This is a genomic window from Maritimibacter sp. DP1N21-5, assembly GCF_019218295.1.
Classification (GTDB): domain Bacteria; phylum Pseudomonadota; class Alphaproteobacteria; order Rhodobacterales; family Rhodobacteraceae; genus Maritimibacter.
On sequence record NZ_JAHUZF010000006.1, the window covers coordinates 882691 to 907399 of the forward strand.

The window sequence follows — 24709 nt, forward strand, 5'->3', positions numbered from 1 at the left end:
TTCCCTTTCGATCTGCACAAATGTTGGGCAGACGCGGAATAATTCGGCCACCCTCTGACCTGAAATTGCACCCAATTCGCGGCCGTCCTATATCGGGGGCACTTGCACAAGGATTAAGCAGTGAGCATTTGCTTGTCGGATAGCCTTACCCTCGACGCGCCCGTGTTCCTGGCCCCCATGGCAGGAATCACCGATTTGCCGTTCCGGGACCTCGTTTCGTCCTTCGGTGCGGGGATGGTCGTGTCCGAAATGGTCGCGAGCCAAGAGATGGTTCAGGCCAAGCCCGGCACCCGCGAACGGGCCGAGCTTGGGTTCGGGATCGCGAACACGGCGGTGCAACTGGCCGCGCGCGACCCCTTCTGGATCGCGGAAGCCGCGCGCATGGTCGAAGACGCCGGCGCTAAGGTCATCGACATCAACATGGGCTGCCCCGCGAAAAAGGTGGTGGGGGGCCTCTCCGGCTCGGCGCTCCTGCGCGACCTGCCGCTCGCCCTCGCGCTGATCGAAGCCGTGGTCGAGGCGGTGTCGGTGCCTGTCACGCTGAAGACCCGGCTGGGGTGGGACGACGGTTGCCTCAATGCGCCAGAGCTTGCCCGGCGGGCCGAAGCGGCGGGCGTGCGCCTCATCACGATCCACGGGCGCACGCGCTGCCAGTTCTACAAGGGCAGAGCCGACTGGGCCGCGATCCGGGCGGTGAAAGAGGCCGTGACCATTCCCGTCATCGCGAACGGAGACATCGACGGACCCACTTCGGCGCTGCGGGCGCTCGATCAATCGGGGGCGGACGGTGTCATGGTCGGGCGGGCGTCCGGCGGGAAACCCTGGCTTCTGGCCGAAATTTCCTCCGCGCTCTACGGCACCCCCGCGCCACGCGTCCCGAAGGGGGCGGCGCTGGCCGACATGGTGACCGGGCACTACCGCGCCTCGCTCGATTTCTACGGGGCCGATCTGGGCAAGCGGGTCATCCGAAAGCACCTGGGCTGGTACATGGATCACGCGAACACCGACGCGGACCTGCGCCGCAGGGTCCTCTCCGAGCCTGACCCCGATCGGGTAATCGACCTCATTCCGGATGCGCTTTCGCCGCAGAGAGAGGTGGCGTGATGGACAATGACAGCCTTTGGAATTCGCTTCCCGTGCCGGGTCTGATCCTCGACCCCGAAGACGCGATTCTCGAAATCAATTCGGCAGGCGAGCAGTTTCTCAATGCCTCGTCCAAATCCGTCATCGGCAAGCCCGTTCTGGACCAGCTGGCCATCGCCACCAACATGGAAGGCGCCTTCGCCCGCGTGCGGCGCGACCATGGGCCGATGTTCATCAATTCGGTCGACGTGGGCACGGGCTTTGCCGCCCCGGTCGAATGCAACATCCAGATCGCGCCCCTTTCCGGGTCCGAGGGCCATATCCTAATGCTCATGGAGCCGCGCAAGCTCGCCGACCGGATGGGCAAGGCGCATGGGGTCAAGACCGCCGCGCGGTCCGCCATCGGCATGGCCGAGATGCTGGCGCATGAGATCAAGAACCCGCTGGCGGGCATCACGGGGGCGGCGCAGCTTCTGTCCATGGGGCTCTCTCAGGAAGACATGGAGCTGACCGACCTCATCGTGGCCGAAAGTCGCCGGATCGTCGCGCTCCTCGAGCAGGTCGAACAATTCGGCAACCTGCGCCCGCCGGAAAAGCGCGAGGTAAATGTCCACGACCTTCTCGACCGGGCGCAGAAGTCGGCCGAGGTGGGCTTTGCCGCCAAGATGAAGATCATCGAGGACTACGACCCGTCGCTGCCGCCGACCTTCGTGGACCCGGACCAGCTCATGCAAGTGTTCCTGAATCTTCTGAAGAACGCGGCGCAGGTGGCCGACGACACCGGCGGGCAGATCCGTATCCGCACCTTCTATGACCACTCGCTGCGCCTGCGCCGGTCCGACGGATCGGGCAACCGGCTGCCGCTTCAGGTCGAGATCATCGACAACGGCCCCGGCATTCCGCCCGAGATGGTCGACCAGATCTTCGAACCCTTCGTTTCGGGTCGCGAGAACGGCACCGGGCTCGGGCTGGCGCTGGTGTCGAAAATCATTTCCGACCACGACGGATGGATCTCCGTCGACTCGGTCCCCGGCAAGACGGTGTTCCGGATTTCTCTCCCGGTCGCCCCGAAAGTGAAGGAATAACGAGATGGATGGAACGGTTCTTGTCGCGGATGACGACCGCACGATCCGCACGGTTCTGACGCAGGCCCTCACGCGGGCCGGGTGCCGGGTTCATGCGACCTCGTCGCTCGTCACGCTCAAGCGCTGGGTCGAAGAGGGGCGCGGCGATCTGGTGATTTCCGACGTGATCATGCCCGACGGGAACGGGCTCGAGGCATTGCCGGAAATCTCGAAGATGCGCCCTGATTTGCCGGTGATCGTGATCTCGGCCCAGAATACGATCATGACCGCCATTCAGGCCGCCGAGGCCGAGGCCTTCGATTACCTGCCGAAACCTTTCGACCTGCCGGACCTCATGAAACGGGCAGCGCGCGCGCTGGAACAGAAGCGCCGGATACCAAGTGCAGCGCGTCCGGGGACGTCGGAGGCGAAAGAGGCGGGGGATGACCTGCCGCTGGTGGGGCGGACCCCTGCGATGCAGTCGCTCTACCGGCTGGTCGCGCGCGTGATGAACACCGAGCTTCCCGTGCTCATCACCGGGGAAAGCGGCACTGGCAAGAGCCTTATCGCGCGGGCGATTCATGACTTCTCGGATCGGCGGAACCTGCCCTTCGTGGTGGTGACGCCTGACGATCTGACCCCGATCGACGGTCCGGCGCGTATCCTGTCGCGGGCCGGGCAGGGGACGATCCTCTTCGACGAGATCGGCGACCTCGATTCCGACGCCCAGGCGCGGATCACCCGGATGCTCGACAGTCTGACCGACCCCGCGCCCCGCGTCATCGCAACTTCGCAGAACGACCTGTCGCGGCGGATCAAGGAGGGCGACTTCCGTCAGGACCTGTTCTACCGGCTTGGCGGGGTGACGATCCCGGTGCCCGCGCTGCGCGAGCGGCTCGAGGACATTCCCTCGCTCGCCGAGCACTTCCTCGCCCGGGCAGAGCGTGACGGCTTGACCGCGCGAAGCCTGTCGAAGGACGCGATCGAGCTTCTGCGCGCCTATCCCTGGCCCGGCAACGTGCGCCAGCTCGAGAACACGATCCAGCGGCTCATGGTCACCGGCGCCGAGGCCGAGATCACCCGGTCCGAGGTGGAAGCGACCCTCGGGACGCCGGCGGGCGGGCCGGTCGCGACCTCGGACGAGGGCGAGAAACTGTCGACATCGGTCGCCCGTCACCTGAAGCGTTACTTTGATCTGCACGGCGGCACGCTTCCGCCGCCGGGACTTTACCAGCGCATCCTGCGGGAGATCGAGGTGCCCCTGATCGAGATCGCCCTCGATGCGACCGGCGGAAATCAGGCAAAATGTGCCGACCTCCTCGGGATCAATCGCAATACTTTGCGCAAGAAGATCACGGAACTGGAAATCGAGGTGACACGCCGCCGCAAATTGATGTAAAAGTGCCACAGCGTGGCAGGGGGGCGTCAGCGAACGAGAATCCCCCGCCCGAGGGGCGCATGGCCCCGGCACGGAGCATGGTACGTATGGCGGCGCAGGGCGTGGAACGCAGATGGACATGGGAGCGAGTCGCCCGTTTGCGGCGCATTCGCCGTGTGCAATCCGTCGCGACGCTGGGCATCGTCATCATGGCGCCGGTGCTCGCGCTCGCGACCTACCTGATTCTCGGACCTTTTGACCAAGGCAGTTCCTCCGCAGCGCTGCGGATCATCCTGCTGACCGACTTCGTTTATATCCTCGCCGTGGCAGCGATGGTGACGGCGGGTGTGTCCCGCATGGTCATGGCCCGACGCGCCAAGTCGGCGGGCTCGCGGCTCCACCTACGTCTGACGGGGGTCTTCTCGCTCATCGCGCTCATCCCGACCGTGCTCGTGGCGGTCTTCGCGGTGCTTACGGTGAACGTCGGGCTCGAGGGCTGGTTTTCCGACCGGGTGAGCCGCGTCGTGGGCAATTCGCTCGAGGCCGCGCAGGCCTATGAGGACGAACACCGTCAGGGTCTTATTCAGGACGCCGAGGCGCTCGGCGCCTATCTCGACCTTTCCAAACAGGCCAATGCGCTCCTGTCTGAAGCGCAGTTGCGGCAGGTGCTGGCACAGGGACAGACCCAGATCCAGCGCGGGTTGCGCGAGGCCTATGTCATCAACTCCGATGGCGAGATCCGGGTGCGGGGCGACCGGTCCTACCTTTTCGACTACGAGGCGCCATCGCCCGAAGCACTCGGGCAGGCGATGGAAGGCGAGACCATCGTCATCGAAGACTGGGACCTCAACGAGTTCCGGGCGCTTCTGCGTCTGACGGCCTTTCCCGATCATCTGCTCTACGTGACGCGCGAGGTGGACGGCGAAGTCCTTTCGCTGCTCGACGAGACGCAGGAGACGGTGCTCTTCTACCAGCAGCTCGAAAACCAGAGGGGCAGGGTGCTCTTCGAGTTCGGGCTGCTCTATCTGGGGTTCGCTGCGATCCTGATCCTGGCCGCGACCTGGCTGGGCATGTGGTTCGCTGAACGGCTGTCGCGGCCCATCGGGCGGCTGGCCGGGGCGGCGCAACGCGTGGGCGAGGGCGATCTGGACGTTCAGGTGATCGAAGAGGACGGCGACGACGAAATCGCCACCATGGGCCGACAGTTCAACGCCATGACGCGGCAACTCAAGGCGCAGCGTGCCGCATTGATCGAGACCTCCGACCGGATCGAAGAACGGCGGCGGCTATTCGACTCGGTGCTCTCGAGCGTGACGGCCGGGGTCGTCGGGCTCGATGCGGAAGGCAAGATCACCTTCCTGAACCGTGCGGCCGCGCGGCTTCTGGACCTGCCCACGACCGAGCCGTCCCACGTCCCCCTGTCGCTTCTCATCCCCGAATTCAGCCCGCTCTTCGACCGGCTCCGCAATGAATCCCGCGCGCAGGTGCAGGAGGAGCTTGGTCTGACCCGCATGGCCAAGGCCGAGCGGCTCCTGGTGCGCATCGCGCGGCGCTACGGGGCCGACGATACGCTCGAGGGCTATGTGATCGCCTTCGACGACGTGACCGACCTCGTCAGCGCGCAGCGCATGGCGGCCTGGGGCGACGTCGCACGGCGCATCGCGCATGAGATCAAGAACCCGCTGACGCCGATCCGGCTGTCGGCCGAACGCATCGCGCGCAAATACGGGCGGATGGTCGAAGGCGAGGACGCCGACAAGCTCGAAGAATTGACCGGGGTCATCGTGCGCCAGACCGAGGACCTGCGGCGGATCGTGGACGAGTTCTCGAAATTCGCCCGTATGCCCGAACCAGAGCGCAGGTCGATGGACCTGGCCCGTCTCTTGCGTGAATCCGTGACCTTGCAGGACGCGGGACAGGAGGGCGTGACCTTCACGACCGACATTCCGCCGGGTGCCTTGCCCGCCGAGCTTGACGAAACCATGATCGGCCAGGCCTTTACCAATCTCATGAAGAATGCGGGAGAGGCCATTGAAACCCTTTACGAAAAGGGCATTCCGGAGGGCCATGTTCCCGAAATCCGCGTGACCCTGTCCCGTGATGCTGAGGGCGACGCCCGCATCACGATTGCCGACAACGGCATCGGGCTTCCCGAAGACCGGGCGCGGCTCTTCGAGCCTTATGTGACGACCCGCGAAAAGGGCACCGGTCTGGGCCTTCCCATCGTGAAGAAGATCATCGAAGAACATGGCGGCACGCTCGTCCTGACCGACGCGCCCGCCTTTGACGACAGGAGCGCCCACCGTGGCGCCATGGCCGTCATCACCTTGCCACTTCCACCCGCAGCGGGCGCCACCCGCGCGGCGGAATAAATCAGAACGGGGGAAACCATGAGCGATATCCTGATCGTCGACGACGAGCGCGATATCCGGGAGCTTATCTCGGACATTCTAGAGGACGAGGGCTACAGCACCCGGCTCGCGGGGACCTCGGACGAGGCTATGGCCCAGGTCCGCTCCGAACCGCCCGGGCTCATGATCCTCGATATCTGGCTCAAGGATTCCACCATGGACGGGATCGACATCCTGAAGGTGGTCAAGCGGGAGCATCCGCAGGTGCCGGTGGTGATCATCTCGGGGCATGGCAACATCGAGATTGCCGTGGCAGCAATCAAGCAAGGCGCCTACGATTTCATCGAAAAGCCTTTCAATATAGACCAGTTACTGGTGGTTATTTCACGTGCGATGGAAACCTCGCGCCTGCGCCGCGAGAACGTCGAACTGAAGCGCTCGGGTGGCGGGCCCGTCGAGATGATCGGTGCCTCGGCGGCTTTCAAGTCGCTGCGCTCGAACCTCGAGAAGGTCATGCGCTCGAACGGTCGGGTGCTGCTCACGGGGCCTGCGGGATCGGGCAAGGAGCTCGCCGCGCGGACCATCCATGCCGGCTCGGACCGGGCCTCGAAGCCCTTCGTGATCGTGAACTCGGCCGCGGTGGAGCCCGACCGCATGGAAGAGGTCCTCTTCGGCAAGGAAACCCCGGAGCGCGGCATCGAGCCCGGCCTTCTGGAAAAGGCGAACGGCGGCGTGATCTATTTCGACGAGGTGGCCGACATGCCGTCGGGCACGCAGTCCAAGATCCTGCGCGTTCTGGTCGAACAAAGCTTCATGCGCGTGGGCGGCGGCGACAAGATCGAGGTCGATGTGCGCGTGATCTCCTCCACGACCCGTGACCTGCAGGCCGAGATCGCCGCGAAGCGGTTCCGCGAGGAACTTTATCACCGCCTGAACGTGGTCCCGATCGGGGTGCCTCCGCTGTCGGATCGTCGTGAGGACATCCCGGTTCTCGCCCAGCATTTCATCAAGGTCTTCAACGCCACGCAGGGCCTTCCCCTGCGCGACATTTCGGACGAGGCGGTCGCGGTCCTCCAATCCATGGCCTGGCCGGGCAACGTGCGTCAGCTGAAGAACATCGTCGAACGGGTGCTGATCCTCGGTGACGGATCCGGGCCCATCGACAGTGGTGAACTGCCCGGGGCCGAGGGCGGTTCTGGCGGCGGAACGGACTCGGGCATCGTGCTGCCGACGGCTCTTGCCACCCTGCCGCTTCGCGAAGCCCGCGAGGCTTTCGAGCGGGAATACCTGATGACCCAGATCAACCGTTTCGGGGGCAACATCTCGCGCACCGCGAACTTCGTCGGGATGGAACGCTCGGCGCTCCATCGCAAGCTCAAGTCGCTGGGCGTGGTCACGGGCACCAAATCAGGAGCACGGGTGGCCTATGTCGCGGAGGGCGAGGAAGAGGGCGACGCAGCCGCGGAATGAGCGCTGCCGGTTGACCCCGCCGATTGACCCTGCCAGCGAAGCCTGCCAAGGCTAGGGCGACCAGAACAGGAATACACGGATGAAGGTCATCATCTGCGGCGCGGGCCAGGTCGGCTGGCAGATCGCGCGCCATCTCTCCGGTGAACGAAACGACGTGACGGTGGTGGACAACAACCCCGATCTCGTCGCGCGGGCGACCGAAACGCTGGACGTGCAGGGGATCACGGGCTTCGCGAGCTATCCCGACGTGCTCGACCGGGCCGGGGCGCGCGATGCCGACATGGTCATCGCGGCGACCTATTCGGACGAGGTGAACATGGTCACCTGCCAGGTCGCTCACTCCGTCTTCAACGTCCCGCGCAAGATCGCGCGGCTCCGGGCGCAAAGCTACCTCAACGTCATCTACCGCGACCTCTATCGCCAGGAGCACCTGCCCATCGACGTGGTGATCTCGCCCGAGAAGGAGGTTGCCGAGGCCGCGCTCCGCCGTCTTCAGGCACCGACCGCTTTCGACACTGAGCGTTTTCTGGAAGGGCGCGCGACGCTTCTGGGGATCGCGCTGGACGAGGATTGCCCGGTCCTCAACACCCCGCTCCGCCAGCTCACCGATCTGTTCTCGACCCTCAACGCCATCGTGGTCGGCGTGCGCCGCGAAGGCACGCTTTTCGCTCCGGAAGCGAACGACCAGCTCTTTGCCGGCGATCAGGTCTATGTCTTTTCCGAAACCCAAGATGTGAACAGGACGCTCGAGATCTTCGGCAAGCAGGTCAAGCGTCAGGAGCGTGTCGTGATCATCGGCGGCGGGAACGTCGGCCGCGCGGTCGCTGCCGCGCTCGAAAGCCGGACCGACCGGGTGCGCGCCAAGATCATCGAACTGGACCGCCCGACGGCGGAGCGCGCGGCAGACAGCCTCGAGCGCACGGTGGTCCTGCACGGCAACGGCATGGATCAGGAGCTTCTGCGCGAGGCGGGCATCAACCGGGCCGATGCGGTGCTCGCGGTGACGTCGGACGACAAGGTGAACATCCTTGCGGCCGTCCGTGCCCATTCCATGGGGTGCCCGATGTCCATCTGTCTTGTGAACGATCCGACGCTGGTGCCGCTCATGGACCCGCTCGGGATCGACGCCTACATCAACCCGCGCCAGACCACCGTCTCATCGATCCTGCGCCACATCCGGCACGGGCGGGTGCGCGGCGTCTATTCCGTGGGCGACGCCGAGGCCGAGGTGATCGAGGCGCAGGTTATGTCGACCTCGCCCATCGCGGGCCAGTTGATCCGCGACATCGACTTTCCCGAAGGCGTGCTGGTAGGCGGCGTGCTCAAGTCGGGGACATATGTGAAACCGCACGGTGCGCTGCGAATCGAAGACGACGACGTGGTCGTCATCTTTGCGATGTCGGGCGACGTGCATGAGGTCGAGAGACTCCTGCAGGTCTCGATCGACTATTTCTAGGCAAGGACCGTGCTCGACCAGATTGCAAAACTTCCGCTTCTGGTCATCGTGATCGGCTTTTCCGCCTTCATGATGCTGCTCCCGGCGGCCCATGCGAGCGTGACCGGGGACGATTGGGTTGCGGGGACCTTCTTCCTCTATGCCGCGCTGACCTTCTGCCTCGCGGTGCTTCTGGCCATCGCGATGCTCGGACGTCCGCGCACCGACCGGCCAAAGCGTCATCTCATCTCGCTCGTGGTGCTGTTCGTCTTCCTGCCCGCGCTGCTCGCCGTGCCCTTCCATCAGGGCATCCGCAATACGACCTATCTCAATTCCTACGTCGAGATGGTCTCCTGCCTGACCACGACGGGGGCGTCGCTCTTTCACGAGCCGGGGCGGCTGTCGCCCTCGCTTCATCTTTGGCGGGCCACCGTGGGCTGGATGGGCGGGCTTTTCGTCTGGATCAGCGCCATCGCCGTGCTCGCGCCCATGGCGCTTGGCGGGTTCGAGGTGCGCACGCGCCGGCATCTGGCTACGGGTGGCCAGTTCACCCAGATCGAGCGGGTCGCTGACCTATCGGCGCGCGTGCGGAGATATGCGACGCAGCTCCTCCCGGTGTTTGTGGGGCTGACCGCAGCGCTTTGGCTCGGGCTCATCGTCGCCGGCGATCGCCCGCTGGTGGCGTTGATCAACGCCATGTCGACCATGTCGACCTCCGGCATCACCCTGCCTTTGTCGCCCACGCTCGATCTCACCGGATCGGGCTACGGGGGCGAGGTCATGATTGCGATCTTCCTCGTCTTCGGCGTCTCGCGGCTGGCCTTCACCCGCGACGGCTCCGGGTCAGAGATCAACGCCTTTCGCAACGACCCCGAGGTGCGGCTCGCCACTTTCATCATCGTGACCGTGCCCATGTTCCTCTTCGCGCGCCATTTCTTGGGCGCCTATGAGGTGTCGTCGGAGATGACGATCTGGTCCGGGCTGGGGTCGCTCTGGGGATCGGTCTTCACGACGCTCTCGTTTCTCACCACCACCGGCTTCATTTCACAAGCGTGGGACACCTCCACCGCTTGGTCGGGCCTGTCGACCCCCGGTCTCATCCTCATGGGCCTCGCGCTGGTGGGCGGGGGCGTGGCCACGACGGCGGGCGGGGCGAAGCTCCTCAGGGTCTGGGCGCTCTATACCCATGGCCGGCGGGAACTCGACAAGCTCATCCATCCCAACTCTGTCGCCGGCATGGGCAGCGAGGCGCGCCATATCCGGCGCGGCGGGGCCTATTCGGCCTGGCTCTTCTTCATGCTGATGACCCTTTCGGTGGCGCTGATCATGCTGGCCTTCTCTTTCACGGGAGAGGACTTCGAGCAATCGGTGGTGCTGACGGTCGCCTCGCTGACCACTACAGGACAGCTGGCCGAGGTCGCCGCCACACAACCGATCCGCTACGGGCTTCTGTCGGATTCCGCCAAGCTCGTGCTCTCGGTCGGGATGATCCTTGGACGGCTTGAGATGCTCGCCATCGTGGCGCTGTTTTCGCCCGACGTCTGGTCCCGCCGCAACGGTTGACCGCGCCAGAGGGCGCCACGCGGCGCCGATTGCGCAGTCGCAGAAAATCGGGGCTTGGAAATCCTATATGAGCGATTACTATTGGAACTATCAGGGATTTTCTGCCGGTGATGCGGCAGCACGAGACAACAAGGGCAATAAGCGATGGCTGCCGATAAACAGAACTTGCAGGACGCGTTTCTCAATCACGTCCGAAAGGCAAAGGTGCCGGTGACGATCTTTCTGATCAACGGCGTGAAACTGCAGGGCGTGATTTCCTGGTTCGACAATTTCTGCGTGCTTCTGAAACGTGACGGCCAGAGCCAGCTCGTCTACAAACACGCGATTTCGACGATCATGCCGGCCTCTCCGATCAACCTCTACGACGGCGACGACAACTGACCGATGATACCCCCCTTGGTCCGGGTATCACCCGGGCTTGGGTGATACATCCGGAGTTGACCTCAGACCGCGACCGGCGCGATGCCGGGCCCGCGCTCGAGGAAGCCGTGTCGCTCGCCGCCGCGCTTCCAGGGCTCGAGGTGGCGGGGGCCGAGATCGTGCGCCTTGCCAAGCCGCATCCCGGCCATCTCTTCGGCACCGGCAAGACCGAGGAACTTGCCGAACGGCTGAAGGCCCACGAGATCGAGCTGGTCCTGATCGACGGGCCGGTGTCCCCGGTTCAACAGCGCAATCTCGAGAAGGAATGGAAGGTGAAGATCCTCGATCGCACCGGCCTGATCCTCGAGATCTTCTCCGACCGCGCCGCGACCCGCGAGGGCGTGTTGCAGGTGGAAATGGCCGCGCTGACCTATCAGCGTACCCGGCTCGTGCGCGCTTGGACCCACCTGGAACGCCAGCGTGGCGGGCTCGGCTTCGTTGGCGGTCCCGGCGAAACCCAGATCGAGGCCGACCGCCGCGCCATCGACGAACAGCTCGTCCGCCTGCGCCGGCAACTGGCCAAGGTCGTGAAGACCCGAGAACTCCACCGCGCGGCGCGCGCCAAGGTGCCGTTCCCGGTGGTGGCGCTTGTGGGCTATACGAACGCGGGCAAGTCCACGCTCTTCAACCGGATGACCGGGGCCGAGGTGCTGGCCAAGGACATGCTCTTCGCCACGCTCGATCCCACCATGCGCTCGATTGACCTTCCGGGCGGGCGGCAGGTGATCCTGTCCGACACGGTCGGCTTCATCTCTGACCTGCCCACGCAGCTCGTCGCCGCCTTCCGCGCCACGCTGGAAGAGGTGCTGGGAGCGGATCTCATCCTCCACGTCCGCGACATCTCGCACCCGGGAACCGAGGAACAGGCCGAGGACGTGGCCGCCATCATGGCCGCTCTCGGGGTGGATGAAAGCGTGCCGCAGATCGAGGTCTGGAACAAGATCGACCGGCTTGCCCCGATGGACCACGACGCGCGGATGACCGAAGCCGCCCGGCGCGACGACGTGGTGGCCATCTCGGCCCTGACCGGGGAGGGGTTCGACCGGCTCTATGACGTCATCGATTCATGCCTTGCCGAGGATGCCGTCGAAGAACGCATGACCTTGGCCTTCGCAGAGGGCAAGGCGCGTGCCTGGCTTCACGACGCGGGCGTGGTTCAGGGTGAAACGCAGGGCGACGAAGGCTGGACACTCGATGTCCGCTGGACCCCCAAACAGCGCGCGCAGTTCGGCAAGGAAACCGGCTGACGCCGCATAGGTCGTCCGTCGCAAGAGGGCACCCGCGACGAACGACCTACTACCGTGAGTGACGGCAGGCTGCTCGCGCGTTTGTTTCCGTCACGTTCAACCGTGCCGCTATATGAGGTCCGACTTTGCTGATGGGAAGCATCTTCCCGGGTTCGGAAATGAGCCGAAACGCACCAATTCAGCAACTTTTTTGACTGTTCGGTAAAATTTCAAAACATTTCAAGGTTGTACGTAGTCGCCAATAAACGTGGGCGATTTTCGTGACGTTGCGTTATTTATCGTGATAAATATCCCGGCTCGCGTGTCATTCGGCCGTCCGCGGCAAGAGGACCGTGATTCCCACGTTCGCCGCGCGGGCGAGCTCGGGATCGAGCGACATCGGAACGTATTCCCCGCGACGCCACAGATCGCCCAGATCGTCGTAGTGGCGGGACAGGAAATGCCCCGATTGCCCGGTCGAGGAGATGAAGAGCGAACTGTCCGGATCGGCGAAATCGTAGACCCCGCGATACCCCGCGCCATGAACGTTGAGGAAGGGTTCCGGGTCGCGTCCGCTCGTCCTGCCCCGCATCAGGGTGTTGTCGCCCCCGCTCGTGGACTGACGGATGTTCACGAACCATTTCAGTACGGGCACCTCGCCAAGGACCTGATGGTCATGCGTCGCCTGATGCTGGTCCCCCCATCGCAGCGCCTCAAGCTCGCCGCCGATGTGCTCGTCGATCCAGATGATCGCGTCGTCCAGCGCCGCGCGGGCGATATCCGTGCAGGTCTCGACCGGGGCCGACTGGACCACGTCGCACCAGATGCCCGCGCCGTCGACGTCCCTGAACACCCGCTCGACGAAGATCGGCTCCACATGGTCGAAGCTGAGCGCGAGAGGGCCAAGCTCGTCGCGGATGAGCCGGGTCTGGAGCGCGCGCATCCAGGCCATGTAGATCACCGGCTCCGGCAGATGCTCGTTCATCTCGCCGTTCCAGTTCGCCAGAAGCTCGAGCGCACGCTGGCGCTCGCGTTCCGGCGTGCCGTCGGGGGCCGGGTCTCCGGTGAACCACAGGTCCGCACCGACCAGCGGCAGAAGGTTGCGCGCGGTAATGGACACGGTGTCGAGTTGTGCCTCCATGAAGCTTTCCCGGGTATGGACCTCGCGGCTCTGCATTAGCCGTTGCCAGCGCTGCACACGCTGGCTGTCGCCCCAGTCGAAGCTGACGTGAAGCGGGAAGGGTCGTTCGAGGAGCTTGTTGTTGGTGTTGCCGACGATGCCGCCGGAGGGGGACAGGAACTCCGGGTTCGCGGCATAGGCCTCGCGTCCGAGCCAACGGTTCTCGGGCCGCCACCCCGGCGCGGGCATCCGGCCGAAGGTCATGTGGTTGGCATCCCGGCGCGGCGCAAAGCCGATGGTCTTCATCGCGATGGTGTCATGGTCGATCATCGTGACGTTCTGAGAGGGGGCCACGAAATCCTCGCCCGCCGCGATCCCCTCGCGAACAGACTTGGCGTGCATCAGGCGGAAGGCCGAGGTCATCGAGCGATCCTCGGGCACGAGAAGCGACCAGGCGAGCGCGGGGACATGGCCCGCCGGTGTCACCGCGCCCAGACCGAACTGGTTGCCCGGCAGGATCGGCCCGTTCGGCGACCACTGTAGCGTGATGGTGCGCGGGGGCTGATCCTTGATCCGGATGATCGAGTCGCGTGTCACGATGCGGGTGAAGCCGTCGGGGGTCTGCACTTCGTTCGCGTTTTCGGGATTGAGCCGCTCGATCATCACGTCCTGATCGTCGAGGTAACTGGAGGTGAGCCCCCAGGCGAAATCGGCGCTGCGTCCGAGAAGCATCACGGGCATCCCGGGAATGGTCCCCCCGATCACCGCCCCGTCCGACAGTTCGAGCCGTGCAAGATACCAGATCGTGGGCGCGGTGAACCCAAGGTGCGGGTCATTGGCCAGAAGCGTGCCGCCCGCCGCCGACCGGTTGGGCGCGGCAGCCCAGGCGTTCGATGCCCCGGCCATACCGCGCGCGGCCACCGGCGACAGGAAGGGCGTGTCCCGGGGCGGGACATGGGCCGCGAAACGCTGGTCCTCGGGGGCAAAGAGAGAGGCGTACTCGGGCAGGGCGGCGACCCCCGTTCCCGGCATGTCGGGCAGGATATCCGCGACCCGGTCTTCGGAAATCGACAGCGACACACGGGCCCGCAGCACCTCGTCCTGCACATGGCCGGCAAGCTGCACGCCCATGAGCTTCATGATCGCGATGCTGTCGGCGGGCACCCAGGGCGAGATGGTGTTGGAGAACAGGAAGAACTCCGGCGCTCCACGTCCCAGCGCCTCGTCGTTGACCCGGTCGAGCCAGGCGTTAACGCCCCGCGCATAGGCTTCGAGCGCGGCGAGCACGTCCGGGTCCTGCGCGGCCACGGACTCCTGCGCGAGCCGGTAAAGGTCGAGCCTGCGCATCAGCTCGTCCGTGGACAGCGTGCGTTCGCCGAACATCTCCGACAGGCGCCCCTGCACCGTGCGCCGCATGGTGACCATCTGCCATAGACGATCCTGCGCATGAGCATAGCCCAGCCCGAAATACACGTCCTCGTCAGCCGTCCCGAAGATATGCGGCACGTCGGCATTGGAGCGCACAATCTCGACCCGGTCGGAAATGCCGTTCGCGGTGCGCGTCACATCGTAGTCGGGCAGGGAGCGCGACGCGAGGTAATAGGTGAAGAGAAGCGCGAGCGCGGCGAGGATCAGCACGGCGCTGACGATCCGCACCGTCCATCTGAAAAGCGTGGCCATGGCGACTTTCTGCTGGTTCGTTGACCTGTCCGATGGGGACGGTCATTAAAGGCTCCAAAGGAAATCTGCAATCTGAGGGACGACTGACATGGCGAAATGCGCGTTTTTGGGACTGGGTGTCATGGGCTACCCCATGGCGGGGCATCTGGCAGCCAAGGGCCATGCGGTCACGGTCTACAATCGCACGGCTGCCAAGGCCGACAGATGGGCGTCCGAGCATGGTGGCCGCGCTGTCGCAACACCGCGCGAAGCCGCCGAGGGCGCGGATTTCGTCATGGCCTGCGTCGGCAACGACGACGACCTTCGGGCGGTCTGCACCGGCGAGGACGGCGCCTTTGCGGGCATGACGCCGGGCGCGACCTTCGTGGATCATACGACGGTCTCCGCCATGGTCACCCGCGACATGGCCGCCGCAGCCACCGAGGCCGGGCTCGGTTATGTCGATGCGCCGGTGTCGGGCGGGCAGGCCGGGGCCGAGAACGGCGTCCTCGCGATCATGTGCGGTGGCGACGAGGCGACCTGGCAGGCCTCGGTCCCGGTGATGGAGGCCTATGGAAAGTCGATCAAACGTCTGGGCGAGGTCGGCGCAGGCCAGCTTACCAAGATGGTGAACCAGATCTGCATCGCGGGGCTGGTGCAGGGCCTGTCCGAAGCACTGGCCTTTGCCGAGAAAGCGGGCCTCGACGGGCGCGCGGTGGTAGAGGCGATTTCCGGCGGCGCTGCCGGAAGCTGGCAGATGGTCAACCGCCACGCCACCATGCTCGACGACCATTTCGAGCATGGCTTCGCGGTCGACTGGATGCGCAAGGACCTGGCCATCTGCCTCGCCACGGCCGAGGAAACCGGGGCGGCGCTGCCCGTCACCGCGCTCATCGACCAGTTCTACAAGGACGTGCAGAATATGGGCGGCAAGCGCTGGGACACTTCGTCCCTGATCAAGCGCCTGCGGTAATGGTTGAAACAAAACCGGCGGCGTGGTCGTATCTGCCTGAAAACAGGGAGCCTCTCATGAACAAAGTCCTCGCCGCCCTTCCCATGGTGCTTTTCGCCTCCGCCGCCATGGCCCACACCGACGGGGACGTTGGCGGGTTCGTATCGGGTTTCACCCATCCGATCCTCGGCTGGGACCACGTCATCGCCATGGTCGCGGTCGGTCTTTGGGGGGCCTTTCTGGGCAAACCCGCGATCTGGATCCTGCCGGTCGTCTTCCCGCTCGTCATGGCCCTCGGTGGCGCGCTCGGCGTCATGGGGGTGCCGCTGCCAGCGGTCGAGGCGGGCATCGCATTGTCCGGGGTTGTGCTCGGGCTTCTCATCGCCTTCGCCGTGCGTGCGCCGCTCTGGGTCGCCGGCGTGATCGTCGGGATCTTCGCGATCTTCCATGGCCACGCGCATGGGACGGAACTGCCCGATGCGGCCAATCCCTTCGCCTATGGCATCGGCTTCGTGATCGGCACCGGGCTCTTGCACCTTGCGGGGATCGCGCTTGGGCTCCTCGTGGGCTTCACGGCAGGCCGGGTCGTCGTGCGCGCCGCCGGGGCCGCCATTGCGGCTGTGGGCGGGGCGTTCCTTTTCGGTCTCGTATGAACCGACCTCTGACGTTGGCCACTCTGGGCGCACTCCTCCCGGGTGCGGCCTTTGCACATGCCTTCGACACCGGGCGCGACGCTTATGGCCTGTTCCTCGAAGGGACGGGCGTCATCCTCGCTACGCCCGCGCTCCTCCTGCCGCTTGCTGCTCTCGGTGTGGCGCTTGCGCTGTGGAAGTCCGAAGGGATGCTCGCCGCCTGGCCCGCGCTGCTGATCGGGATGCTTGCGGGTTTCGCGCTCGCGCCTCTGGTGCCGCCCACCGCCGCGCTGGTGCCGCTTGCCTTCGGTCTGGTGATCGGCGTCCTCTCGGCTCTTTTTCCGCTGGAGCGCATTGCACCCGCGATTCCGATCCTCGCCGGGCTGATGGGACTGGCCGTGATCGCCGCCGCGCTCGAAGGGCACGGCTTTGGCGAGATCGGTGTCCTGATCCGTGCCGGTATTTTCTTTGCGGCCAATGCAGTGGTCGCGGTGGTCGCCGGGGCCGTCCGATGGATCACCGAGCACTGGCCGGGCGAGGTGACGCGCATCGGAGGCCGCATCGCGGCCTCCTGGCTCGCCGCGATCCTCGTCCTTTACCTCGCCTTCGCGATGGCCGCCTGACGGCCACAGGTGAGCCGGAAAAGACAACGCCCGGCACGGGGCCGGGCGTGTTTCGATACCGGTGATGCCCGCCTTACGGCACGATCCGGGTATACTTGGAGCCTTCCACGGTCGCCCCGACCAGCAGGCCGGAAGCGGCAAAGACGATGGCCACGATGGGCGAGGTGCCTTCGAGCGTGTCCGCCGTAAACCGGTCGCCTTCGTTCAGGACGGCGTACTTGATGTTGGCGCCCGCGACCCAACCCGGTGAATAGCGGAAGTTGCCCAGTGCGTCCTGCGTCATGAAGAAGAGCACATGCGCATATTGCTGGGCGCCGGCCTGAATGCCGAAGCTCGCCTTGGCGTGGCTGTAGTAGTCCACCGTCGCGCCGTTGATCAGGAGCGCGCCGCGACCATAGGCGCCGCCGAACCCGAGGCCCGCCTCGGTCACCAGCGGCATCACGAGCATGCCCGCCGACTTGGCGGCGAGGCTCTGCGCTTCCGGGTAGCTTGCGTAGAGCTGGTTCAGGGTTGCGTTGACCCGCGCGTCGATCTTGGCGCCGCCGTTGGTGCCGATGGAATTGTCACAGGCGGCAAGCGTCACGATGCCCGCGCCGCCCAAGGCTCCCATGAAGCCGCGCCGTGTCAGTCCACGACCGTTGAAATCGGATGTATTCATTCGCCTGTGCCCCGTTCTGTTCGAACTGTTCTGCTTTGTGCCGCCGGGTCTTTGCCCAACCTCTGGGTGAATCCTAGGCGAAACCGTGCCACCTGTCACCCGGCTTGTGCCGATGGGCGAATTTCCGCCCCTAGCGACGGGTGCTCAGACGCGGGCCACCAGAAGCACCGCGACCCAATGGAGCACGGCAGCGGTGAGCACATGCCCGTGCCAGATCGCGCGGGCATAGGGCAGGGCCTTGTGATAGAAAATCGTGCCGACGGTATAGACCACGCCGCCCACGCCCAGGAGCACAAGCGCTGCGAGCGGCAAGGCGGCCACGATCGGCCCGGCGGCTGCCAAGGCAAGCCAGCCCATGCCGATGTAGAGGTAGAACCCCAGTTTCTCGAAGCGGTCGAACCACACGAGTTTCGCAAGCATGCCGATGGTCGCAAGGCTCCAGTTCGCGACCGCCAGCGCGATCCCCCAGCCGCCGCCCACACCGATCAGCGCGATGGGCGTGTAGGTGCCTGCGATCATGAGATAGATTGCCGCATGATCGAAGCGCCGCAGCACCGCGCGGATGCGCCCGTGCAGGGTCAGGTTGTAGGCCGCCGAAAAGGCGAAGGTCGCGACAAGCCCCACGGCATAGGGCACGAGCGCGGCAACATGCGCGCCAGGGAGCGACATGATGGCCATGGTCAGAAGGACCGAGGCCAGCGCCACCGCCGCCACCACGCCCAACACATGCATGACACCATCGGCCACATGCTCGGGCCAGCTGTGGTCAAGGACAAATCTTTCGAGAGTCTCACGCGCGGTCATTGAACCAATCTAACGCGACGGGCTGGTCGCGCGAGGGTGACGTTGGTGCCGGTTGCGAAAAAACAGCGGGTCTTTGCCGATCCCGGGCCTACCACCGACCCGAGGCGCCACCGCCCGAGGACGACCCCCCACCGAAGCCGCCGGACGACCCGGAGGAGGACGAGGTGATGCGCGGGATCGAATAGGGTGTCACCGCATGATAGCCGCAATGCGGGCAGTCCATGATCTTCTCTCCCCGGCCCGTGGCGCTTCGTGTCGGTGCGACGAGGCGGTGACGCGCGGTCTCCACGCCGCGTTCGCCGCAGGAGGGACAGCGCGACAGCCGGTCGATGATCTTGCGCGAAAAGACGGCGACGAGCGCGCCGAGCGCGGCAAGGGTGCCGAAGACCCAGCCGATGACGCCACTGCCGTTTCCCGAGGGCTCCCAGCTATCGCCGGGAACATTCCCTGCCACATGGTCGCGGGCGATGCGGGTGATCACCGCGTCGGTCCCGTCCTCGATCCCATCGGAGAACGTGCCTTCGCGAAATGCCGGCAGGAACACCCGGTCAATGATGTCCTGCGCCTGCCGGTCGAAGGCCGCAGGGTAGCCCGAGCCAAGCTCGACGCGCATCTCGCGGTCATTCACCAGCACGAGGATGAGAATGCCGTCATTGCGGCTCGCGTCTCCGATGCCCCAGTGATTGAACAGCCGGGTCGCGAAATCCTCCATCGTCGGCGTCGCGGTGAAGCCCTGTCGCGTCGGCAGGGTCAGGACCGTCGTTTCGACCCCGGTCTCCTCCCGCAACAGCTCGAGCCGGCCCTTGATGCGCGTTTCGGCGTCAAGATCGATGACCCCGGCGTAGTCGTTGACATAGACGTTCTCATAGACCGGCCAGCTTTCGGCGGCCTCCTGTGCCGTCAGCGGCGCAAAGCCGAGAGCGAAGATGAAAGCCATCCAACGCAGCATGTCGCAATCCTCTCCGGCGCGTCCGCGCCCTTTGTCCGCGACCCGTCAGGACGCCTCGAGTGCCGTGATGATGGGCGAGAAATCCGCGACCTGCAAACTCGCGCCGCCCACAAGCGCCCCGTCCACGTTTCCGACGGCAAAGATCTCGGCCGCGTTGCCGGATTTCACCGAGCCGCCATAGAGCAGGCGCATCTCGTCTCCCGCCGCACCGAAGCGGTCGACCAGAACCCGGCGCATGAAATCGTGAACCTCGGCGATCTGCTCGAGCGTCGGCACCTTGCCGGTCCCAATGGCCCAGATCGGCTCATAGGCGACGATGAGCGAACCGTCCGCGCCATTTGGAATGGAGCCCGCCAGTTGCGCTCCGATCACGTCGAGGGTCATGCCTTCCTCGCGCTCGTCGAGACTTTCGCCACAGCAGACCACCGGGACGAGCCTGGCGGCCATCGCGGCCTCGGCCTTGGCGGCGACCAGCTCGTCTGTCTCGCCATGATCGACGCGGCGTTCGGAATGGCCAAGAATGACGTGGGTCGCCCCGGCATCTGCGAGCATCGGGGCGGAAATGTCGCCCGTGTGGGCGCCCTTTGCGGCGGCGTGGCAATCCTGCCCGCCAATGGCCACCGGCGCGTGTCCTGCGCAAGCCGCGACCAGAGTGGCGGGCGGGCAGATCAGCACATCGACCATGGGGGAAGGGTGGGCCTGCGCCAGATCGCGGATCACCGCGATATTCGCCTTGGTCCCGTTCATCTTCCAGTTGCCCGCCGCCAGTTTTCGCCGCATCCCGTGCTCCTTCGGTCTCGCTCGTTCGCCCGGGCGAGCCTATCCGCGACGGAGAAAAGGGGAAAGGGTCCTAAAGCGCCGCCAGCGCGCGCCGCGCCCAATCGGACGCCGCGTCGGGGTCGTCTAGGGCCACGTCGGGCAGGGTCCAGTAGTTCATCCCGCGCCCGTCCTCCATCTGGAACTTCTCGGCGCCTTCGGCGGCAAGGTCGTCGGCAAAATTGCCCGACGCCTTGAGGTAGACACGGCCCTGCGACGACAGGATCGCGAAGATCTGGCCGTCGGAGTAGATCGACAGACCCCCCATCATCTTGCGATGGGTCAGGTGCCCGACACCCTCGAACAATTCGTGAATCCGTTCGATGTCGGCGTCGGACACGGCCATCGCGCTATTTCGCCGAAAGGCTTTCGTCGAACTTGATCGACTCGCCGCAACCGCAGGCATCGACCACATTGGGGTTGCGGAACTTGAAGCCGGACTCGAGAAGCGAGACCTCATAGTCGATTTCCGTCCCGAAGAGGAACATCTGCGCCATCGGGGCGATCATGACCCGGGCGCCGTCCTGTTCGACGACTTCGTCCAGGGGATCGACCTCGGCCACGTAGTCCATGGTGTATTCCATGCCCGCGCAGCCGCCTTTCTTGACGCCGATCCGAAGACCCTGCGTGCCGTCCCTGGACATGAGCTTGGCAATCTGCGTCGCAGCCCGTTCGGTGATCGTGACTGCCTGTTTGCCGGGAATGCTGAACATGCGTTTCTCCTTCGCCTTATATCTAGGCGTCTTGCGCAACCTGAACAAGCGTGGGCGAGGCGGCGGGCGAATGCGATCCCGGCGGCCTGTTCACAAGCCTGTCATATGCAGGATTTCGTGCCGGTCCCGATCGAATACCCTCGGGTCCTGGGCAGCCCGCTCACATGAAGCCGAGTTCCAGCCGGGCCTCGTCCGACATCATGTCCATGCCCCACGGCGGATCCCAGGTGAGTTCCACCTGCACGTCTTTCACGCCCTGAATCGGGCTCACCGCGTCGATGATCCAGCCGGGCATGTCGCCCGCCACCGGGCAGCCCGGCGCGGTCAGGGTCATGGCGATGAACACTTCGTTCTCGTCGTTGATGTCGATCGTGTAGACCAGCCCAAGGTCATAGATATTCACCGGGATTTCCGGGTCATAGACGGTCCGGCAGCCTTCCACGACCGCGTCGTAAAGCGGGTGCTCCGTCGTCGACGGCTTGATCAGGGGCGTCCCTTCGAGCTTGGGGCTTTCGGTATTCATCGCGTGTCCTCGGTATTCCTGACCAAACACATAAGGATTTAGCGCCCTCGCGTCCAGTGCCCCACCGTGTCGCAGCGGCAGAGGGTGCGGCAAAAGGCGACGATTCAGGGCAGGAAATCGGGAGTTTTCCGACCGAAGCCTTTCCAGATGGGCCCCGCGTGGCTATCAACGGGGCGGGAGGATGCCCGATGACCCGACTTGCCGACAAGCATTGCACCGACCTGCCGAAAGGCACGCCCGCCCTGACCGAGGCGCGCGCGACCGAGTTCCTCGACGAGCTGGCCAAGGGCTGGCGGATCGAGGACGACGTCCTGTCGCGCCGCTTCAAGACCCGAAACTTCAAACAGGCGCTCGACGCCGCCAATGCCATCGGCGCGCTGGCCGAGGCTGAAAACCACCACCCGGACATCAAGCTCGGCTGGGGCTATTGCGAGGTGGGCTTCACGACGCATTCCGTGGGCGGGCTGTCGGAGAACGACTTCATCTGCGCGGCGCGGATCGACGCGCTCCACCTTTCGTCGGGAGACTGAGCCAAGGTGTGGCGGGGGCTCCTGTGGGTGCTGGCCAGCGTCGGCCTGTTCGGCTGCGCGGCGCAGGCGCCCCTGACCACGGCGCAGGGCCCGGACATCCTCGCCCCCTATGAGACCGGCCCCTGGCCCGAGTTCATGGCGGGTGCCGATCTGGACCCGGGTCGTGACTACGTGGTGCTGGCCTATGTGCCGCCGGCCAATCCGATCGACCTGTCCTCCCCGGACGCCGCGCGCAGGACACTCGCCCTCATGGTCTTCGACCAGCTCGGCGCGATGGAGGCGGGGACGACCATCGGGCACCTGATCGTCGGCTGGCAATGTGGCGGGCGTCGCGGCATGACTTCGATGACCGGCGAGCAGGCGCGGCAGGGGCAGAAGATGTTCTTGTCGGGCTGGGGGGTGACGCCGGTGTTCTCGACCTTCCTTGACGGTGCGCTCGTCGGGCTTGCCGATATCCCGCCCGCCCAGACCCGCGCGCTCGTCGAGGGCCGCGGGCTCATCCTCGCTGCCGAGACCACGCGCGCCGACTGCGAGGCCGCCCGTTCCGAGGTCGCCCGTTTCGCCCGCCACCCCGACCGCCCGCATCGCCGCTATAGCCTGCTCGAGGACCCCACGCTCTACGAAGGCGGCGGCTGCCTCTCCTTCGCGCTCCACATCGCCCGGACGGCCGGCGTGCTTTCGCGCCTCCCGGACCTCGTGCGCCGCGACCTGGACCTGCGCGCCGTGCAGCTTGGCACGCATCCCGTCGATCCGGAGCACGTGGAGGTCTACCGCAGCCCCAAGGGCCACCCCGAGCGCCCGGTCTTCTGGCTCGATCTTCTGATGGCCGACTGGGAGGAGGGCCCGGTCCTCGACACCGTCACTATCCCCGACGGCGAAGCCATCCTCGCCGCCATGGCGCTCGCCCACGAGGGGCTCATAGCGAAGTCCGACTGGCGCTATTCACGGATGATGAGCCTCGAGGACCCGGTGGTGCTGGCCGCGGCCCGCTATGGCGCAGGCTGGGCGCGGGGGTTTGGGTCGCGCAGGCTCTCGGACGCGGACGGGGCGGGGGTGCTGGTGTTGGAGCGGTGAGGGCGGCGCGGACCCATGCCTGTACTCAGCCAACCGGTTGTCGATCCTCCCACCCTATGTGGGGATTGAATCAGCCGACGGCCCTTCGATCAAGGGCAAGTATTTCAACCAAATAGGCCCATTCCCGACACTTCGTCCGGCGTCCGCATCTCGATTGTCCCCAACACCACCGTTGGCGAAAGACCTTTCGTAAAATCGTTCATAGGGGAACCTCCTCTCCACGGGAGGCGTCAATTCCTCATGTAAAAAGGGTGTCAGTTTGCCGTGCCGTTGGGCCGTTCACAACTCATGACAGGCTGTTGAAATCCGCCCCCCGAATCGTGCGAGTGTTTCGATCTTACAGCTCATCAGGAGGACACCATGTCCAATACGTACAGAGGCCAATGCTTCTGCGGAGCCATTGAAATTGAAGTCACCGGCGAACCCGAAGGCATGGGATACTGCCATTGCGAAAGTTGTCGCGCTTGGTCGGCTGGACCGGTCAATGCCTTTACTCTTTGGGACCCCAACAACGTAAATGTGGTCAAAGGCAAGGAATACCTGCGGCAGTACAACAAGACAGAAAACAGCTACCGGAAATGGTGCGACAAGTGTGGCGGTCATTTGATGGCGGGACATCCGGGCCTTGGCCTCACCGACGTCTATGCGGCGATACTGACAAGTCTGGAGTTCGTGCCGGCTCTTCATGTCAACTACGCAGAAACCGTGCTTCGCATGAAAGATGGTTTGCCGAAGATGGCAGACTTTCCGTCAGAGTTCGGCGGGACCGGAGACAAGCTGCCCGAATAAGATATGCAGGGTGATTGTTGTCGCCTAAAGGTGTCGCTGTATGTGGCTCCAGCGGCTACTTCTGCTTTGTCCCGCTGTGCGGACCGTAGCCCCGACCGCACCGAATTTCCGCAATCGGGCGATCAATGTGTTGAATACAACGTAGATCGACCCTCGCCCCCTGTTTCCCTCAAACCCACCCGAACGCCCGCCGGATCACTGCGCCCCCCCGCGCCGCCACCGGCGTTCCATGCGCCATGAGCACTCGCTCCACGGGCCAGCCCTGCACGCGCGCCACCGCCCCGCGCAGCGCTGTCTTGTCCCTAAACCCCATGCGGAACTTGCGGGGGACCGTCGGCTCGGGTTCGGTCATCCGGTCGAGACGGGCGACCACGCGTCGCCAGCCGCGATACCAGTCGGGGGGCATGTTCTGGAGCATGTCCGTGAAGATCGCCGTGCCGCTCGGGCGGTGGAAGAAGACAAGCTCCCGCATCAGCCGGTTGTCGAAGGTCACCACGTCGAAGGTATCGCCCCAGTCCTCGGGAAGATCGGCCTCAAGCGTCCGGTCGATGCTGAAATCCACCGCCTTCTGCGGGGCGCCCAGCCCGGGTGCGGCGGCAATCCTCGATTTGGGGAACTGCGCCTTCCAGGCGGCGACATGAACGTGGTGGAGCGTGTTCGGGGCGACGATCCAGCGCGGTGACCCGAGCGCCTCGATCGCCGCGAAGATCGAAGGGTCGGGCCGCACCGGTGACCAGAGCCAGAGCCCGCCCTCCGGCAGTCGTGCCACGGCCATGCGCGTCGGGTAGTGAAAGCCCAGTGCCGCCGTGATGTGCGGTCCGTCGATAAGCCAGAGATCGGAGCCGAAAGGGGTCATGGCGCGACGCTAGGGCGCGGT

The 24709-nt window shown here is 65.1% G+C and carries 24 protein-coding genes; 15 read left to right on the forward strand and 9 right to left on the reverse strand.

From position 1 onward, the window contains the following. The first annotated feature begins 120 nt into the window (after positions 1-120). From dusB to hflX, 9 genes are all read left to right on the forward strand, one after another. On the forward strand, positions 121-1104 hold the full coding sequence (gene dusB / locus KJP29_RS12035) for a tRNA dihydrouridine synthase DusB (protein WP_218463791.1): 984 nt from the start codon (positions 121-123) through the stop codon (positions 1102-1104). Further along, positions 1104-2168: a nitrogen regulation protein NR(II) gene (locus KJP29_RS12040; RefSeq protein ID WP_218463792.1), complete on the forward strand. Its 1065-nt coding sequence runs from the start codon at positions 1104-1106 to the stop codon at positions 2166-2168. The genes dusB and KJP29_RS12040 overlap by 1 nt, the downstream gene beginning before the upstream one ends. Positions 2169-2172: 4 nt before the next feature. Continuing rightward, positions 2173-3546, forward strand: a complete 1374-nt coding sequence (locus KJP29_RS12045; RefSeq protein WP_218463793.1) for a response regulator — start codon at positions 2173-2175, stop codon at positions 3544-3546. 59 nt (positions 3547-3605) lie between these two features. After that, positions 3606-5897 (forward strand): PAS domain-containing sensor histidine kinase, encoded by a 2292-nt coding sequence (locus KJP29_RS12050; protein WP_255553596.1) that lies wholly within the window; start codon positions 3606-3608, stop codon positions 5895-5897. A gap of 18 nt (positions 5898-5915) precedes the next feature. After that, entirely contained in the window at positions 5916-7346 is a 1431-nt protein-coding gene (locus KJP29_RS12055) for a sigma-54 dependent transcriptional regulator (protein WP_218463794.1), read from the forward strand. 79 nt (positions 7347-7425) lie between these two features. After that, on the forward strand, positions 7426-8802 hold the full coding sequence (gene trkA, locus KJP29_RS12060; protein ID WP_218463795.1) for a Trk system potassium transporter TrkA: 1377 nt from the start codon (positions 7426-7428) through the stop codon (positions 8800-8802). Between the two features lie 9 nt (positions 8803-8811). Beyond that, positions 8812-10344: a potassium transporter TrkG gene (locus KJP29_RS12065; protein WP_218463796.1), complete on the forward strand. Its 1533-nt coding sequence runs from the start codon at positions 8812-8814 to the stop codon at positions 10342-10344. A gap of 144 nt (positions 10345-10488) precedes the next feature. Continuing rightward, positions 10489-10725: an RNA chaperone Hfq gene (hfq, locus tag KJP29_RS12070; protein WP_218463797.1), complete on the forward strand. Its 237-nt coding sequence runs from the start codon at positions 10489-10491 to the stop codon at positions 10723-10725. A 26-nt stretch (positions 10726-10751) separates the two neighbouring features. Then, positions 10752-12011: a GTPase HflX gene (gene hflX, locus KJP29_RS12075; protein WP_218464937.1), complete on the forward strand. Its 1260-nt coding sequence runs from the start codon at positions 10752-10754 to the stop codon at positions 12009-12011. 304 nt (positions 12012-12315) lie between these two features. On the opposite strand, the gene KJP29_RS12080 is transcribed toward hflX, so the two are convergent. Then, positions 12316-14790, reverse strand: a complete 2475-nt coding sequence (locus KJP29_RS12080; RefSeq protein WP_218463798.1) for a penicillin acylase family protein — start codon at positions 14788-14790, stop codon at positions 12316-12318. A gap of 88 nt (positions 14791-14878) precedes the next feature. Between KJP29_RS12080 and KJP29_RS12085 the strand changes: the two genes are divergently transcribed. From KJP29_RS12085 to KJP29_RS12095, 3 genes are read left to right on the forward strand one after another with little or no spacing between them, the layout of a single operon-like run. Beyond that, on the forward strand, positions 14879-15742 hold the full coding sequence (locus tag KJP29_RS12085) for an NAD(P)-dependent oxidoreductase (protein WP_218463799.1): 864 nt from the start codon (positions 14879-14881) through the stop codon (positions 15740-15742). A 56-nt stretch (positions 15743-15798) separates the two neighbouring features. Further along, positions 15799-16374: a HupE/UreJ family protein gene (locus KJP29_RS12090; protein WP_218463800.1), complete on the forward strand. Its 576-nt coding sequence runs from the start codon at positions 15799-15801 to the stop codon at positions 16372-16374. After that, positions 16371-16976 carry a hypothetical protein gene (locus KJP29_RS12095; RefSeq protein ID WP_218463801.1) on the forward strand — a complete coding sequence of 202 codons (606 nt, stop codon included), beginning with the start codon at positions 16371-16373 and terminating at the stop codon, positions 16974-16976. Before KJP29_RS12090 ends, KJP29_RS12095 begins: the two co-directional genes overlap by 4 nt. A gap of 73 nt (positions 16977-17049) precedes the next feature. On the opposite strand, the gene KJP29_RS12100 is transcribed toward KJP29_RS12095, so the two are convergent. From KJP29_RS12100 to KJP29_RS12130, 7 genes are all read right to left on the reverse strand, one after another. Further along, complete coding sequence (locus tag KJP29_RS12100; protein ID WP_218463802.1) at positions 17050-17634, reverse strand: YSC84-related protein; 585 nt, start codon at positions 17632-17634, stop codon at positions 17050-17052. Between the two features lie 144 nt (positions 17635-17778). Beyond that, positions 17779-18438, reverse strand: a complete 660-nt coding sequence (locus KJP29_RS12105) for a hemolysin III family protein (RefSeq protein WP_218463803.1) — start codon at positions 18436-18438, stop codon at positions 17779-17781. 88 nt (positions 18439-18526) lie between these two features. Continuing rightward, positions 18527-19387 carry a YgcG family protein gene (locus KJP29_RS12110; protein ID WP_218463804.1) on the reverse strand — a complete coding sequence of 287 codons (861 nt, stop codon included), beginning with the start codon at positions 19385-19387 and terminating at the stop codon, positions 18527-18529. Between the two features lie 45 nt (positions 19388-19432). Further along, on the reverse strand, positions 19433-20167 hold the full coding sequence (gene tpiA / locus KJP29_RS12115) for a triose-phosphate isomerase (RefSeq protein WP_218463805.1): 735 nt from the start codon (positions 20165-20167) through the stop codon (positions 19433-19435). Between the two features lie 70 nt (positions 20168-20237). Next, complete coding sequence (locus tag KJP29_RS12120; RefSeq protein ID WP_218463806.1) at positions 20238-20549, reverse strand: TfoX/Sxy family protein; 312 nt, start codon at positions 20547-20549, stop codon at positions 20238-20240. 4 nt (positions 20550-20553) lie between these two features. Then, positions 20554-20916 (reverse strand): iron-sulfur cluster assembly accessory protein, encoded by a 363-nt coding sequence (locus KJP29_RS12125; protein ID WP_218463807.1) that lies wholly within the window; start codon positions 20914-20916, stop codon positions 20554-20556. 160 nt (positions 20917-21076) lie between these two features. Beyond that, positions 21077-21439 (reverse strand): SUF system Fe-S cluster assembly protein, encoded by a 363-nt coding sequence (locus KJP29_RS12130; protein WP_218463808.1) that lies wholly within the window; start codon positions 21437-21439, stop codon positions 21077-21079. A 188-nt stretch (positions 21440-21627) separates the two neighbouring features. Here KJP29_RS12130 and KJP29_RS12135 point away from each other — a divergent pair, with 188 nt between their 5' ends. From KJP29_RS12135 to KJP29_RS12145, 3 genes are all read left to right on the forward strand, one after another. Continuing rightward, entirely contained in the window at positions 21628-21969 is a 342-nt protein-coding gene (locus KJP29_RS12135) for a 4a-hydroxytetrahydrobiopterin dehydratase (RefSeq protein WP_218463809.1), read from the forward strand. A 6-nt stretch (positions 21970-21975) separates the two neighbouring features. After that, positions 21976-23043: a hypothetical protein gene (locus KJP29_RS12140; RefSeq protein WP_218463810.1), complete on the forward strand. Its 1068-nt coding sequence runs from the start codon at positions 21976-21978 to the stop codon at positions 23041-23043. Between the two features lie 360 nt (positions 23044-23403). Further along, a complete protein-coding gene (locus KJP29_RS12145) occupies positions 23404-23832 on the forward strand; it encodes a GFA family protein (protein WP_218463811.1) in 429 nt (142 codons plus the stop codon). Between the two features lie 169 nt (positions 23833-24001). Here KJP29_RS12145 and KJP29_RS12150 read toward each other — a convergent pair whose 3' ends face one another. Next, positions 24002-24688, reverse strand: a complete 687-nt coding sequence (locus KJP29_RS12150) for a DUF4336 domain-containing protein (RefSeq protein ID WP_218463812.1) — start codon at positions 24686-24688, stop codon at positions 24002-24004. Positions 24689-24709 lie beyond the last annotated feature (21 nt).